The sequence below is a fragment of the Kitasatospora sp. NPDC032757 genome (assembly GCF_055579305.1).
The window spans coordinates 26,748-40,303 of sequence record NZ_JBVINN010000039.1 but is presented as its reverse complement, the minus strand read 5'-3'; the positions used below and the strand labels follow the sequence as shown (position 1 = coordinate 40,303).

12 protein-coding genes are annotated in these 13,556 nt (G+C 70.9%); 9 read left to right on the top strand and 3 right to left on the bottom strand.

The genetic code is table 11. The features are described 5' to 3' along the window. Positions 1 to 177 precede the first annotated feature (177 nt). From ACZ5WK_RS31715 to ACZ5WK_RS31700, 4 genes are all read left to right on the top strand, one after another. On the top strand, positions 178 to 876 hold the full coding sequence (locus tag ACZ5WK_RS31715; RefSeq protein ID WP_465552556.1) for a hypothetical protein: 699 nt from the start codon (positions 178 to 180) through the stop codon (positions 874 to 876). A gap of 369 nt (positions 877 to 1,245) precedes the next feature. After that, positions 1,246 to 2,694: a hypothetical protein gene (locus ACZ5WK_RS31710; RefSeq protein ID WP_465552555.1), complete on the top strand. Its 1,449-nt coding sequence runs from the start codon at positions 1,246 to 1,248 to the stop codon at positions 2,692 to 2,694. A 303-nt stretch (positions 2,695 to 2,997) separates the two neighbouring features. Continuing rightward, positions 2,998 to 3,540: a potassium channel family protein gene (locus ACZ5WK_RS31705; protein WP_465552627.1), complete on the top strand. Its 543-nt coding sequence runs from the start codon at positions 2,998 to 3,000 to the stop codon at positions 3,538 to 3,540. A gap of 2 nt (positions 3,541 to 3,542) precedes the next feature. Continuing rightward, the gene (locus ACZ5WK_RS31700; protein ID WP_465552554.1) at positions 3,543 to 4,190 is read left to right on the top strand and encodes a GAP family protein; all 648 of its coding nucleotides are present in this window, start codon (positions 3,543 to 3,545) and stop codon (positions 4,188 to 4,190) included. 105 nt (positions 4,191 to 4,295) lie between these two features. Here the strand turns inward: ACZ5WK_RS31700 and ACZ5WK_RS31695 are convergent, their stop codons facing one another. From ACZ5WK_RS31695 to ACZ5WK_RS31685, 3 genes are all read right to left on the bottom strand, one after another. After that, positions 4,296 to 4,727 (bottom strand): DUF7144 family membrane protein, encoded by a 432-nt coding sequence (locus ACZ5WK_RS31695; RefSeq protein ID WP_465552552.1) that lies wholly within the window; start codon positions 4,725 to 4,727, stop codon positions 4,296 to 4,298. A 914-nt stretch (positions 4,728 to 5,641) separates the two neighbouring features. Continuing rightward, positions 5,642 to 5,824, bottom strand: a complete 183-nt coding sequence (locus tag ACZ5WK_RS31690) for a hypothetical protein (RefSeq protein WP_396320346.1) — start codon at positions 5,822 to 5,824, stop codon at positions 5,642 to 5,644. 1 nt (position 5,825) lies between these two features. After that, positions 5,826 to 6,272 carry a DUF6325 family protein gene (locus tag ACZ5WK_RS31685; protein ID WP_465552549.1) on the bottom strand — a complete coding sequence of 149 codons (447 nt, stop codon included), beginning with the start codon at positions 6,270 to 6,272 and terminating at the stop codon, positions 5,826 to 5,828. A gap of 721 nt (positions 6,273 to 6,993) precedes the next feature. On the opposite strand from ACZ5WK_RS31685, the gene ACZ5WK_RS31680 reads away from it, so the two are divergent. The 5 genes from ACZ5WK_RS31680 to ACZ5WK_RS31660 all read left to right on the top strand — a co-directional run bounded on the left by ACZ5WK_RS31680 (position 6,994) and on the right by ACZ5WK_RS31660 (position 13,547). Continuing rightward, positions 6,994 to 9,402, top strand: coding sequence for an arylsulfatase (locus ACZ5WK_RS31680; RefSeq protein ID WP_465552548.1), 2,409 nt, complete (start codon positions 6,994 to 6,996; stop codon positions 9,400 to 9,402). A gap of 28 nt (positions 9,403 to 9,430) precedes the next feature. Then, on the top strand, positions 9,431 to 9,964 hold the full coding sequence (locus ACZ5WK_RS31675; RefSeq protein WP_465552547.1) for a DUF1269 domain-containing protein: 534 nt from the start codon (positions 9,431 to 9,433) through the stop codon (positions 9,962 to 9,964). Positions 9,965 to 10,064: 100 nt separating this feature from the next. After that, positions 10,065 to 10,331, top strand: coding sequence for a hypothetical protein (locus tag ACZ5WK_RS31670; RefSeq protein ID WP_465552546.1), 267 nt, complete (start codon positions 10,065 to 10,067; stop codon positions 10,329 to 10,331). 469 nt (positions 10,332 to 10,800) lie between these two features. Then, the gene (locus tag ACZ5WK_RS31665) at positions 10,801 to 12,738 is read left to right on the top strand and encodes an ATP-binding cassette domain-containing protein (protein WP_465552544.1); all 1,938 of its coding nucleotides are present in this window, start codon (positions 10,801 to 10,803) and stop codon (positions 12,736 to 12,738) included. Positions 12,739 to 12,863: 125 nt separating this feature from the next. Continuing rightward, on the top strand, positions 12,864 to 13,547 hold the full coding sequence (locus ACZ5WK_RS31660) for a hypothetical protein (RefSeq protein WP_465552542.1): 684 nt from the start codon (positions 12,864 to 12,866) through the stop codon (positions 13,545 to 13,547). The last annotated feature ends 9 nt before the right edge of the window (positions 13,548 to 13,556 follow it).

Sequence of the window (13,556 nt, the reverse complement as noted above, 5' to 3'; positions counted from 1 at the left end):
CCCCCGAAGGGGAGAGCTGTCGTCACGGTCCCGCCGTCAGGTCGTGCGCCGCCGTCGCGGTTCGACGGTGCGCAATGACGGCGGCCGCTTTCGTGCGGCTCGGGGGCTCGTCGGCGGTGGTCGCCGAAGCGGCGCGTCACTGCTCCGGCAGCAGAGCCGGCGAGGCCACACTGGGGTATGGCACCAGCCCCGAACCCGGCCGCTCCGCCCCCGCTGACGCCGGATCAGGCCGCCGCCCGGGGTGAGCACTGGTGGCCGGTGGCGTTGGCGATCCTGGTCGCCGCGTTCCTCCACGTGGCGTTGCCCGAGAAGTACCGGGTGACCCCGTCATGGGTGGTCCCGGTCGTCATGCTCGTCCTGCTGGCTGCTCTGATCATCGGAGACCCGGGCCGCATCGACCGCCAGAAGCCATGGCTACGGATGACGACCGGCGTCGTCATCGCCTTCATTACGGTGGCGAACCTCTTCGCCGCCGCCCGCCTGGTGGCCGACATCCTCACCAACAACAAGCTGTTCGCCAACAACGCCACCGGATTGCTGGCCACCGGGGGAGTGGTCTGGGCCACGAACGTGATCACCTTCGGGCTGTGGTACTGGGATCTGGACCGCGGTGGTGCCGCTGCCCGCGCGCACCGGCCGTACGCAAATCCGGCCCTGGTGTTCCCCGAGATGCAGCACACGGCCTACGCGCCGGCCACCTGGGTGCCGGTCTTCGCCGACTATCTGGTGCTGGCCTTCTGGACCGCCACTGCGTTCAGCCCCACCGACATCTCCGCGATCAAGCGGTGGGCCAAGCTGCTGATGATGACGGAAGCGGTGGCGTCTCTCGGAATCGGTGGGCTGGTGATCGCTCGCGCGATCAACATCTTGCAGTAGGAGCACCTGGCGTTCGGGGCAGTGCGGTGGCTGAAGCCATGCCTCCTGTTCCTTCGGATGGGATCAGCGGGTCTGCCGTGGTTCGTGGTGGCGGTCCCTGGTCGGCGCGGGCCCGTGCTCGGCGCGTCCGACGTTCAGTCCGACCCGGCAGGTGACCCGGCGTCCGTGGTGCCGCGCACGGCCGGCCTCGCCCGGCTCCACCTGGTCCCGCGCAGGGCCGTGGACCCACCACGTACGTGGGACACCCGCACGGCAGTCACTCGTGTGCGCACCCCCGGTGGCGGTCCCGAGGCGTCGAGCATTCCCTGAAGAAGGGCTGGCCGATCGTCAGACCAGCTCGTTCATGACAGCCGACCCTGGGAGCCTGTGATGCCTTCCGACACGTCCGAGCCGGATCCGGGGCGACCGGGGGACACGCCGCCGCCGGGCGGCCGGCCCGAGGGCGAGCCGCCGGTCACCGGCAGACCGCCGCAGCCGGCCGAGCTCTCGAGGGACGAGCGCAACGAGCTGGACGAACTGCGGCACCGGCTCACCGCCCTCGAGGCGTCCACGCCACCGCCCAGGGCGCGCCACCACCGCCTACGAACGACGGGCTCGGTCGTCCTGATCGTCATCTCCTCCCTGCTGGCTCTGCTCGCGGTCATCGCGGTCTGGACCAACTCGATCATCGGTGACACCGACCGGTACGTCGCCACGGTGGCGCCGCTGGCGAGCAACCCCGACGTCCAGGCCGCGCTCACCAACCGGGTCACCTCGGAGGTCCTGGCCCAGATCGACGTGAAGGCCGTGGTGGACGAGCTCTCCCAGGCCGCCGTCCAGCAGGGTGCGCCGCCCGAGCTCGGCAAGCTGATCGGCGGCCTGACCGGGCCGATCACCAGCGGTCTCACCCAGCTGGTCAGCACCACCGTGAACAAGGTGGTGACCAGCGACCAGTTCGAGACCCTGTGGGTCGACGCGAACCGGGCCGTGCACTCCTCGCTCGACAAGGCGCTGACAGGCAAGGGCGGGGGAGCGGTCTCGCTGGAGAACAACCAGGTCGCCATCGACATCGGGCCGTTCGTCGCCAAGGTCAAGGACCAGCTGGTGGCGTCGGGCTTCGGACCGGCGGCGAAGATCCCGGAGGTGCACACCAGCTTCGTGGTGTTCGCCTCGAAGGACGTGGGCAAGGTCAAGACCTACTTCCGGATCCTCGAGATCATGGGCACCTGGCTCCCGATCATCGCCGTGCTGGTGGCCGCCGCCGGCGTGTTCACCGCCGTGAACCGGCGCCGCGGCCTGGTCGGCGCAGCGCTCGGGGTGGCCATCGCCATGCTCCTGCTGGGAGTCGTCCTGACGGTCTTCCGGTCGTTCTACCTCGACCACCTGCCGCCCGGAGCATCCCAGGCCGCCGCCGGCGCGATCTACGACGCCCTGATCCGCTTCCTGCGCGCGAGCGTCCGCGCCGTGGGCGTGGCGGCCCTGGTGACGGCCATCGGTGCCTTCCTGGTCGGCCCGTCCAAGGTCGCCGTTTGGATCCGCACGGCCTGCAAGTCGGCGATCGGCGCCCTGCGCGAGGTGTCGACCGCTCACGGCATGCGCCTCGGGGCGGTCGGCCGGTTCGTGCACCAGTACAAGCGCTGGATCGGAGCGGCGGTCCTCGTCGTGGCGGCAGTCGTCCTCGCGACGTGGAGCTACCCGACGGCGGCGGTGGTGCTGTGGATCGTCGTCGTGGTGCTGGTCGGGTTCGCCATCCGGGAGTTCCTGGACGCGGAACCGGGGGACTCCCCCCGACCGCCGTCGGCTTCCACGGTCGCCGGCGGCCCGCGCCCGGGTGTCTGAGCCTCCGCGACCAGGAAGGCGCCCCCGCCTCCGGTCGCGCGGGGCGGGTGGATCGCCCACCGCTGCAGACGGGGACTCCGGGCGGTCGGGGCAGACTGGGCCGACCAGGTGGTCCGCATCCGGTCAAGCGGTCTCGGAGCGCCGGATCCGCGCACGCATCCTGCATCGTGATCCGCATGGCGATTCATCCGTTGTCGTTGCGGTCCTGAGCCGGTGGGCAAGGGGATGGTGGGGCCGGACCTTCAGGACCTCCCCCGGTGGAAGCGGCGCAGACTCCTGGCGCGCGCACTCCTACGACCGTTGGTGACCACCGCCGGCCTGCTGACGGCCTACTACCTGATCCCCATGGACAAGCCCTACCGCGCCGCGACGGTGCTGGGGCTCGTCCTCGGTCTGGTGGCGGTGTCCGCCCTCCTCGCCTGGCAGACACGGTCGGTCAGCCGTTCCCCGTACCCGAGGCTGCGGGCCGTCGAGGCGCTCGCGACCGTGTTCCCGCTGCTCATCCTGCTGTTCGCCACGAGCTACTTTCTCCTGGAGAGGAGCCAAGCGGGATCCTTCACCGAGTCCTTGTCCCGTACGGATGCCGTGTACTTCACGGTCACGGTCTTCTCCACCGTGGGCTTCGGTGACATCGCCCCCAAAACGGAAGCGGCAAGGAGCACGGTGGTTCTGCAGATGCTCGCGGACGTGCTCCTGATCGGTGTCATCGCGCACGTCATGTTGGAGGCCGTGCGCAGGGGCCTCGACCGGCGTGTGCAGCCCGGCGGCCCGCAGCAGGAGACCGGCCGGCCCGGGTCGGACGGACCGGGTGACCCGGCAGGCGGTGACCTCGGGAAAGGTGGCTGACGATGGTCCTTGAGCTCATTGTGATCGGTCTGGGAATCACGCTCGAGCCGCTCCCGCTCATCGCGTTCGTCCTGCTGCTCTCCGCCGAGCGGGGGGTCCGCAAGGGGCTGGCCTTCATCCTCGCCTGGCTGGCATGCCTGGTCGTGGTGATCGCCGCGGTGCTGCTGTTGACCGGTGGTCAGCCTCCGGACAGGAACTCGGCTTCGTCGACGGCCGCCTTGGTGGTCAAGTTGGCGGTGGGCATCGGCCTGATCGCGTACGGCGAGCACAAGCGGCGCCGCGTCAAGGCACCGCACGAGCGGAAGACCCCCAAGTGGCAGAGACACCTCGACCAGGCCAATTCCTGGTCGGCGGCAGGACTCGCGGTACTGCTCCAGCCCTGGGGGCTGGTGGCCGCCGGTGCGGCCGCCGTGGTCCAGGCGAACCTGTCCGACTCCGCTACCTGGTTCGCCCTGTTCGCCTTCTGCGTCGTGGCGGCCTCGAGTCAGCTGGCGATGGAGCTCTACACCGTGTTCGCTCCGAGCGCCGCCGAGGTCAGACTGGAGCAGATGCGTCGGTGGATCGTCGACCACCAGGATCCGGCCATCGTCGTGCTCTCGCTCCTGATCGGCTTCTGGTTGGTGGGCCAGAGCCTCTCGCAGCTGGTGTGACCCGATGCCGAGCCTCGCACCGCTCGGAGGCTCGGCCGGTCGGCGCCTCACGGATGCCGGGGACGCAGCGCCGCCGGTCCCGCACAGCGGGCCGGCGGCAGCGGGTCAAGCCTGCAGCGATGTTCTGGTCGTTCCGGCGCAGAGAGCCCAGATCACGAAGACGTCGATGGCGATCAGCACGATGGCCCAGAACGGGTAGTAGGGCAGCCACAGGAAGTTCGCGATCATCGCCAACCCGGCCACGACGACGCCGATGGCACGTGCCCAGACGGCACCGGTGAAGAGGGCCGCACCGGCCAGAACGATGATGATGCCCAGGATGAGGTGGATCCAGCCCCAGCCGGTGGTGTTCATCTGGTAGGTGTAGCTGCGGGTGACGACGATCAGGTCGTCCTTGGCGATGGCGGCGATCCCCTCGAATATCGCCATCGCGCCGCCGAAGATCATGAGCACTGCGGCAAAGACGGTCCAACCGGTTGCGAACGGCCTTGGCGAAACCTGGGTATCCGTCGGCGTTCCGCTGACATTGCTGGCCATGTTCGGGCTCCTTCGAGAACAGCCTTGTCGCCGGATCGGGCGACCTGGTCGGAGACTCCGTATCCAGGCTGCCACGGCGGCAGTCAGGCAGCACCTCCGCGACCGCCCCGCGCCCTTTCCGCTGGGGCCCGTCCCGCGGTAGCAGCCGTCGAGGGTCGTGGGCGGCCGCGGCCCCTGCCTGTGAGGCGGCCCAGGATGCGAGGGATCCTCATTCTCGGACTGTCCGTCAGAACTGCGGAGGAATAACCGAATTGACCGAAAGTCACAGACTGTGGCGGGCGGTCCGACAGGTGGGGAATGGAGCAGGGGCGACCTGGACTCCTGCGGTTACCGGGAGACGGAGAAGCCGCGCACACGACGCGAAACACCCCCCTGCTGATGCACCCCGGGCCGCCGGACCCGGGGCCGGCGAGTCGGGGCCGCCCATGCTCTCGGCGCTCTCGGCGCCGTCGGCCGCGCAGTCCGGCGCGCCCCCTGCCGGTCCGCGGCCTGTCCGGCTGGACAGCGGCTGGTTCCGCAGGGGCAGCAATGACGCGCTCGCCCGCCCCGTGGACGGCGAGGGGGCCGGTGCGACGGGTCCGGGTCAGCCCGATCGCCATTGATGCGCACTGCGTCGGCAGCGCCCGCTTCGTCTCGTCCGTGGCCTGCACGGCCGCCACCGGGCAGGTCTCCGCGGGCTCGCGGCGCATCCGGCGGTGGACGTCGCCCTGGAACGGCGCCCTCGCGTATGTCGCCCGGGCCGGCCGGCGGCCGCCAACGGAGGCCGGCACGGGAGGACGCCGCCCGCGGCGGGCTTGGGCAACAGGCCTTCCCGTCGGGCGACGTGCCCCGTGGACGCCTTCCCCCCGTTGATCGCAGCGGGCAGCCCGATTCGCCCGGTCTCCTGCCGTGGTACTCGGCCAGTGAGGCCCGGATCAGCGCCGGTCCCGGCGGTCCTCCCGGCGGTCCTGACGGTCGTCCCGGCGGTCCTCGCGCCGGTCGCTGCGGCGGTCGACCCCGTGGGCGACGACCGCTGCCGTGCCGACGACAGCCGCTGTACGAGCGACGGGGGCGCCGATCACCCCGCGTCGTCCTCTGCGCATGGGTCCGAGGGGCATCTCACTCTCCTTCCTCGTCGGCTTCGATCGAGGCCAGGATGGCCTGGATCGGAATGCGTCCGTTGGCGATGAGCTGGGCTCCCGAGCGGCGTGCGGCGGCGGCGAAGGGTCCCGCCCACGTGTTCTCCCAGACCAGCACTCCGGCTGTCGTGCCGGGCTCCATGGCGGCGGCCAGGTTGATGACGTCCTCCTCGGCGAGCAGGCCGGCCAACTGTGCCTCAGCCGCGCGCAGTTCGCCGACGCCTTCGAGGTCGTTGACCTCCAGGACGTCCAGCTCGCCGCCCGGCCCCTTCGTCAGGATGACCAGGTCCAGGACCCGGATGGTCCCCGAGGTGACCAGCTTGTCGAGCTCTGCGGCCATTTCGCCGGTGAAGTGCGAGGTAGCGGGCGGAAACTCGACGACGAGGTAGTCGACCGGTCCCAGTTCGTCGTTGTCGGGTGATGTCATATCTGCGCCTCCGTTGTCTCGTCGTCCGTGGGCGGACCTCGGCGATGGGGGAGATGCCGCAAAGACCGCCGCAGCGCCGGCGAAGACCACCGCAACGGCGGCGGGCGCCGTCCATCCGGTCACCAGGAGTCTTCGGGAACTCTCGGCCGTCGCGTCCGTCCGCACCCATGGAGGTGCCGGCCGGGCCGGACTCATTGACAGCCTCGCACGGTGGCCGAGGGCCCGCATCCCGGCCGAAGTCCCAGCCTGCATGCGGCAGATGCCGTTTCGTTCCGCGTCGGGACCGGCGACTCGTCCCTCCGAACTCGCGTCGTCGGGCGGACGGCATGGTCGCGGCGGACAATGAGGAAGTCGCCGTCATCGCCGGCGACGACATCTCGGGCTAATACGCCCGCTGTTGAGCCGGACGCCAGGCCCTCCCCGACCCCGGGCAGGGCGCCGCGCGGGCGGAAGCAGCGACGTCGGTTTCCCGCACCTCGGTACCGGAGTCATCGGGGACGCTCCGGTCGGGGGAGACGAGATGCCCGCCTCGTCGAGAACCCAACGCCGCAGGCAACGACGGAACAAGGGCAGAGAGCGACACAAGAGCATCAGAACTCAGCCGTCCGGAGCCGGTCACGGTTCAGCCGGCGCCGACACCGGTTGCAGGGACTCACGGGATTGTCCTCCCTGACCCCGGCGACCCGGACGCTGATGGTTGTGAACGGGAAGTAGGGCAACGATGAGCGAGCTTGACCGTACGAAGCTTCCGATCCGCAGGCCGCCGTTCCAGGGAGTGAGCAACAGAACGCTCGACGGATCGGTGCCGGACTGGAACCTCATCGGGCATCCGGAGCCTCCGGAAGGGGCTCCGAACGTCCTGGTGGTGCTGATCGACGACGCCGGCTTCGGCAACCCGAGCACGTTCGGCGGTCCCATCAACACGCCACGCTTCACGCAGATGGCCGAGGCGGGGTTGCGGTACAACCGGTTCCACCTCACTGCGCTGTGCTCTCCGACGCGTGCGGCCCTGCTCACCGGGCGGAACAGTCACACGGTCGGCTTCGGGTCGATCGGCGAGTTCTCCAGCGGCTTCCCCGGCTACACGGCGATGGTTCCGCGTGACTGCACGCCATGGCCGAGGGTATTGGCGGAGAACGGATACAGCACCGCGGCGTTCGGCAAGTGGCACCTGACCCCCGACGGCGACCAGGGACCGGCCGGACCGTTCGCGCGCTGGCCGAACGGGTGGGGCTTCGACTACTTCTACGGCTTCCTGGGCGGTGACTCAGGCCAGTGGGACCCCTGCCTCGCCGAGAACCAGAAGATCATCGGCACTCCGGAGCGCTTCTACGACAAGGAGAACCCGTACTACCTGCCGGACGACATGGCCGACAAGACCATCGAGTGGCTTCACGGCGTCCGGGCGCAGAACGCCCGCAAGCCGTTCTTCGCCTACTTCGCCACCGGATGCAGCCATGCCCCGCACCACGTGGCCTCCGAATGGGCGGACAAGTACAAGGGCAAGTTCGACCAGGGCTGGGACCGGCTCCGGGAGGAGGTCTTCGCCCGGCAGAAGGAACTGGGCGTGGTCCCGGCGGACGCCGAACTGACAGCGCGTGACGAGGCCTTCCCCGCGTGGGACGACGTCTCCGACCGGCTGAAGGCCTACTACGCCCGCCAGATGGAGGTCTACGCGGGATTCTCGGAGAACGCCGATCACAACGTCGGCCGGGTCATCGACGCGATCGACGAACTCGGCGAGCTCGACAACACGCTGATCATCTGGATCTGGGGTGACAACGGGGCCAGCATGGAGGGCACCGTCACGGGCTCGTTCAACGAGATGACGATGCAGAACGGCATCCCGCTCAGCGACGAGATGCAGCTCCAACTGGCCGACCGCTACGGCGGCATCGAGGCCTGGGGCTCCCAGCTCATGGATCCGCACTACTCCGCGGCGTGGGCGTGGGCGGGCAACACTCCGTTCAAGTGGGGCAAGCAGGTCGGGTCCCACCTGGGCGGGACGCGGGACCCGATGGTCGTCCACTGGCCGGCGCGCATCACCGACCCCGGCACGCTGCGCTCGCAGTTCACCCACGTCATCGACATCGGGCCGACGATCCTGGACGTCGCCGGGATCCCGGCCCCCACCCATGTCGACGGGATCGAGCAGCAGCCCCACCACGGTGTGACCTTCGCGGAGTCGCTGTCCGACGCGGCCGCGCCGGAACGGCACACGCAGCAGTACTTCGAGAGCATCGGCAACCGCGCCATGTACAAGGACGGTTGGTGGCTGGCGATGAAGACCGAGCGCATCCCGTGGGTGGTCACACCGCATGCGCTCAGGCCGTACGCGCCCGGCGTCTGGAATCCGGACGACGACCCGACCGAGCTGTACTACCTGCCCGACGACTTCAGCCAGGCGCACGACCTCGCCGCGGATCACCCCGAGAAGGTGAGGGAGTTGAGGGAGCTCTTCTGGCAGGAGGCGGAGCGGTACAAGGTGCTCCCCCTGCTCGCCACGCTGTCCGCGTTCTTCGGCATCCTCCCGCCGCGGCCGGATCTGGACCACTTCGAGTACCGGGGAGACGTCCAGAACGTCATGTCGGGGATGATCCCGCGCATCTACAACCACTCGTACACGATCAGCGCCGACCTGGTCGTCCCGCCGGAGGGAGTCGAAGGCGTGATCGTGGCCGAGGCCGACCACCTGGGCGGGTTCTCGCTCTTCGTCCAGGACGGCAAGCTCACCCACACCTACTCGATGATGGGCGTGTTCGTCTACCGGCAGCAGGCCGAAGTGCAGTTGCCGGCGGGTGAGGTGAACGTGCGTATGGAGTTCGTGGCCGACGCGCCCAAGCCCGCCACCGGCGGGCAGGTCACCCTGCTGATCGACGGCAAGACCGTGGCCACCGGCCGTATGGACCACACCGTCCCGATCCGCTTCTCCGCCTACGCGGGCATGGACATCGGCCGTGACAACGGCGGAGTCGTCGACCTCAGCTACGAGGACAAGAAGCCCTTCGCCTTCACCGGCACCGTCAAGAAGGTCACCTTCGACATCGAGTCGCACCAGTCGGCCGAGGACGAGGACACGCTGCACACGGCTGCCCACCACGGGCACGCCGGGCACGGACTCGCCGGGTGAGGCACGTTCGCGGAGCAGAGGAGGACCGATGAAGTTCGACGACGAGACCATTGACGTGCTGATCGGCGGCTACATGTCCAAGGAGGCCGCCCGGGAGGACTACGAGGCGGTCCTGGCCAGCGGCGGCTACCTGCACGGTGCGGTGGTCGTGAGCAAGGACCTCAACGGCGACCTGTCGGTGGAGGAGACCGACCACATGGTTCGCGAGGGCGCAGCGGGCCTGGGCGCCGTCGGGTTCGTGGTCGGGCTGTTCGCGCCACCGCTGCTGGCCGCGACCGCGGTCGGCGCGGTGATCGGCGCCGGGGCCGGCAAGCTGGTCCACCACAAGACGGCCGCCAAACTGGAGGAGCAGGTGGGGGCCACCATCCCGCTCGGTGGCGCGGGACTGGTCGTCGCCTTCCCTCGCTCGGCGGCCGGGAAGGTCGAACCGGCCGTGACCCGCGCCGTCAAGAAGGCGGTCGGCGAGGCCGAGGGGCACCACGTGCAGGCCCTGAAGGGTGCGATCGCCGAGGCGCAGCAGAAGATGGCCGAGCCGGACACCGACAGTCCGGGGAGTGCGTGACATCAGGCGCTGGTGGCCGATCGGGCGACCGGCCGGCCCCTGGACCCGTCGAAGGCGACCGACCGCAGGATCGGCGCATCACTACCGTGGAGGAGAGGGCATGGCAACGCTTCCTCACCGTCCGCAGACGGCACGACATGATCTGGGTGCGGCGCTGGCCGCGGTGGAGACGGCGTACGAGCGTCTGATGGCCGCTCCCCGGCCCGACCCCGACTTCCTGCTCGATCTCCAGTGTCGAGCGCGTGAACTGACCGACGTGGCCCTGCACCTGTCCGACGAGGTGCCGCACGCGCGGCACGCGCGGATCCGGCGTCGCTGCGTGGGCGCCGACCGCGGCGTCCGGTGGATCCTGCGGCACAGTCACTGAACAACCGCTCGCCGGTCTGTCCCCCGCAGGTCCGGCGTCCGGACGTACACGACGTCCGCAGGGCCCACCTCGGCCCGCCCCGCCGGCAGACGGCGGGGCGGGCCGGCGCCGTCGAAACCGGCGGCCCGCCCTGTCACCATCGGGTACGCGGCACGCCGACCTCGCCCTCCGGAGGCACCCCCACGTGCTGCCAGCAGCCGCAAGGGTGAGCGGCGGTGTCCACCAACTCGCCGACGGGGACACGGGTTTGCTCACATCGAGTGAGCCTCCCCGGGACACGCCCGGCGGGCGGGCGAGCCGCTGCCAGGATCAGCGGCGCACCGCGACCCCAGCCCTTCCGGACGGCTCCCCAGGGAGCCGGTCCGCCAACCCCGCACGCCCCGCGCCGGGCCTTCGCCCGGCCACCCGGCACGGCGGTCAGGGCTGCCCGCGTGCAGCACGGACGTGTCCGGTCATTCGAGGAGCATGCGTGGTTGAGCAGCAGCAGGACGTGGAACCGGCCGGCGAGCAGCCGGGCGACGAGGCGGAGGAGGCCCGCTGGTCCTACCGCACGGACCGGATCGTGCAGGCCACCGCCAGGCTGTCGGCGTGGGCGATGATGCGGCGCCTGCCGCAGCTGGTGCGCCGCACTCTCAGGCTGGCGTGGCGGGTGGACCGGCGGGCCACCGTCGTCCTGCTCGCCGGGCAGCTGATCTCCGGCGTGTTGGCGGCCGTGGCGCTCTGGGCGACCACCGGAGCGATCGGCGCGGTGATCGCGCCTGCGGGCGGTCCGGTCGCCGGCCGGCTCGGCGACGGCGCGTGGCCGGTGACGGTCCTGGCGGTGGCGGCCGCCGGCCGGGCGTTGCTGGGCACCGTCAGCGTCGCGATCTCCGAGCGGCTCTCGCCGAGGATCGCGCGCGAGGCGGAGCTGGAGCTGCTGGCCGTCTCGGTGGCCGCCGAGCTGGAGGCGTACGACCACGTCGGCTACGCCGAACGCTGGGACGCCGCCGACCGGGGAGCCGACTCCTCGCAGGAACTCCTCGGCGTGGCCCAGGAGATCATCGCCTCCGTCGTCACCCTCGCCGCGGCCGCCGGGGTGCTCGCCGCCCTGCACCCGGCGCTCGTGCCGTTCCTGGTCCTGGCGTCGATCCCGCAGGGCGTGGTGGCGGCCCGTTCCGCACGCATCCGCTACCTGATGGCCATCGAGAGCATGGACGACCGGCGCCTGTTGGGGATGCTGCGGTACTGCCTCTGCCACGACGACAACGCCGACCAGATCCGGTCCGACACCATGGCGGGCTTCCTCACCACCAAGTACCGCAAGGCCGGTGACCGCCTGGACGCCGCCACCGACCGGGCCGCCCGCCGGGCCGCCCGCATCTCCTTCCTCGGCTCCCTGGCCACCGGCCTCGCCTCGGTCCTGGTCTGGGGCGCCCTCCTGGCACTCCTGGCCACCGGCCACGTCTCGGTGGCCGCCGCCGGGACGGCCGTCTTCGCGCTGCGCACCGCCGGGTCCGGGCTTCAGGGCATCGTCGGCGGCGGCACCCGGCTCTACCGGCTCGGTCTGTACCTGCGGGACTTCGACGACTTCGTGGCCGAGGCCGGCGGGCACGCGATGCGCCGTGGGACGGCCGAGCCCGCCGCCCCGCGCCGGGTCGCGGCGCGGAAGGTCTCGTACACCTATCCCGGGGCCGACCGGCCCACGCTGGACGGCCTGGACCTGGAGATCCGCCAGGGCGAGATCGTCGCCCTGATCGGTGAGAACGGTTCCGGGAAGAGCACCCTGCTACGGCTGCTGTCAGGCCTGACCCTGCCGAGCGGCGGTGTCGTGACCTGGGACGACGTGCCGACCCAGGAGATGGACCCGCACGCCCTGTGGGAACGGGTCGCACTCGTGCCGCAGCAGTTCTCCCGCTGGCCGCTCACCCTCGGCGAGAACATCCACCTCGGCCACGTCGACCGGACCGGCGGGAAGGAGCTGGTGGAGCGCGCCGCCGCGCTGGCGGGCGCCGACGAGGTCGCGGCCACGCTGCGCTCCCGGTACAACACCCTGCTGGCCCGCGCGTTCTGGGGCGGCGAGTGGCTGTCCGGCGGCCAGTTCCAGCGGGTGGCCGTCGCCCGCGCCTTCTACCGCTCCCTGCGCGCCCCGGGCCTGCTCGTCCTGGACGAACCGACCTCCGACCTCGACCCGCGGGCGGAGCACCGCATCTTCCACAACCTGCGGACCCTGGCGGCCGGGCGCGCCACGATCCTGGTCACCCACAACCTCGACAACGCCGTCCTCGCGGACCGCATCGTCGTCATGCGCGGCGGCCGGATCGCCGAAGAGGGAACCTTCGCCGAACTCGCTTCCGGGAGCGGGCTGTTCCGCGAACTCCTCGATCTCAAGCGTGACCGCGACCGCAGGCTGCCCGGCCAGCGCCGGTAGCCCCGGCCCCTCCCGTCGGCCCCGGCCACGCCGCCGGGGGCGACGGCACCCGTCCCCCGACTCCACGGTCGGAAGGACACACCGGCGGGATGACAGGGACCGACCGGTGCGGAAGGATTCGTTCAGTGAGTTCGCCCTTCATGGAACACGGCCAGCACCCCGCCGTATGGGTCGGTGCGGCGATCCCGGGCCCGCTGATGGCCGCGCTCGGAAAACGCGGCGGGATCCCGCACACCGTGCGCGGGGAGATCGGCCGCCAGCTCGAAGGCGGTGTCTCGCCGCAGCGGCTCCGGGACCGTGTCGAACGACGCTGGTTCCTGCGGTACTCGCACCTGACGGGTGAGGCGCTTCTCTCCCGTGCCGACGAGATCGCCCTGGAGCTGGTCCTGCCGCCGCAGTGCCCGCGCGGGGTGTGTGAGGACGGCTGGCTGTTGGACGACACGGGGAGCTGCCCCGAGTGCCTGCCCAACGCGACGGTGGTCGATGTTGCCGGCAACGTCTCCGACAGCCGTCAGGCGGGACCGGAGACGTACCGGCGTGCCGCCGCAGCCGTGCGGGCGCGGATGCGCAGCGGGCATCGGTCCCTGCACGCGGCGGAGGATCGGGCCCGGACGGAGCGGCACGAGCACGGGCGCCGCGTCCCGGTGACGATGCAGTGCGCCGGATGCCGGCAGAACGCCGTTCCGGCGCTTCGCTGGCAAGGGCGTCCGTACTGCCGTCCCTGTCTGGACTCGTGCCGGGGCTGCGCGGCGATCCAGCCGGTGGCGACGCTGAGCGCGGAACACCTCTGCGCGGCGTGCAGCGGCTGACCGCCGCGC

Coding starts and splice junctions, on each gene's coding strand:
- ACZ5WK_RS31710 (WP_465552555.1), top strand. CDS start 1,246: ATGCCTTCCGACACGTCCGAGCCGGATCCGGGGCGACCGGGGGACACG.
- ACZ5WK_RS31675 (WP_465552547.1), top strand. CDS start 9,431: ATGAAGTTCGACGACGAGACCATTGACGTGCTGATCGGCGGCTACATG.
- ACZ5WK_RS31700 (WP_465552554.1), top strand. CDS start 3,543: ATGGTCCTTGAGCTCATTGTGATCGGTCTGGGAATCACGCTCGAGCCG.
- ACZ5WK_RS31685 (WP_465552549.1), bottom strand. CDS start 6,272: ATGACATCACCCGACAACGACGAACTGGGACCGGTCGACTACCTCGTC.
- ACZ5WK_RS31695 (WP_465552552.1), bottom strand. CDS start 4,727: ATGGCCAGCAATGTCAGCGGAACGCCGACGGATACCCAGGTTTCGCCA.
- ACZ5WK_RS31670 (WP_465552546.1), top strand. CDS start 10,065: ATGGCAACGCTTCCTCACCGTCCGCAGACGGCACGACATGATCTGGGT.
- ACZ5WK_RS31690 (WP_396320346.1), bottom strand. CDS start 5,824: ATGCCCCTCGGACCCATGCGCAGAGGACGACGCGGGGTGATCGGCGCC.
- ACZ5WK_RS31680 (WP_465552548.1), top strand. CDS start 6,994: ATGAGCGAGCTTGACCGTACGAAGCTTCCGATCCGCAGGCCGCCGTTC.
- ACZ5WK_RS31715 (WP_465552556.1), top strand. CDS start 178: ATGGCACCAGCCCCGAACCCGGCCGCTCCGCCCCCGCTGACGCCGGAT.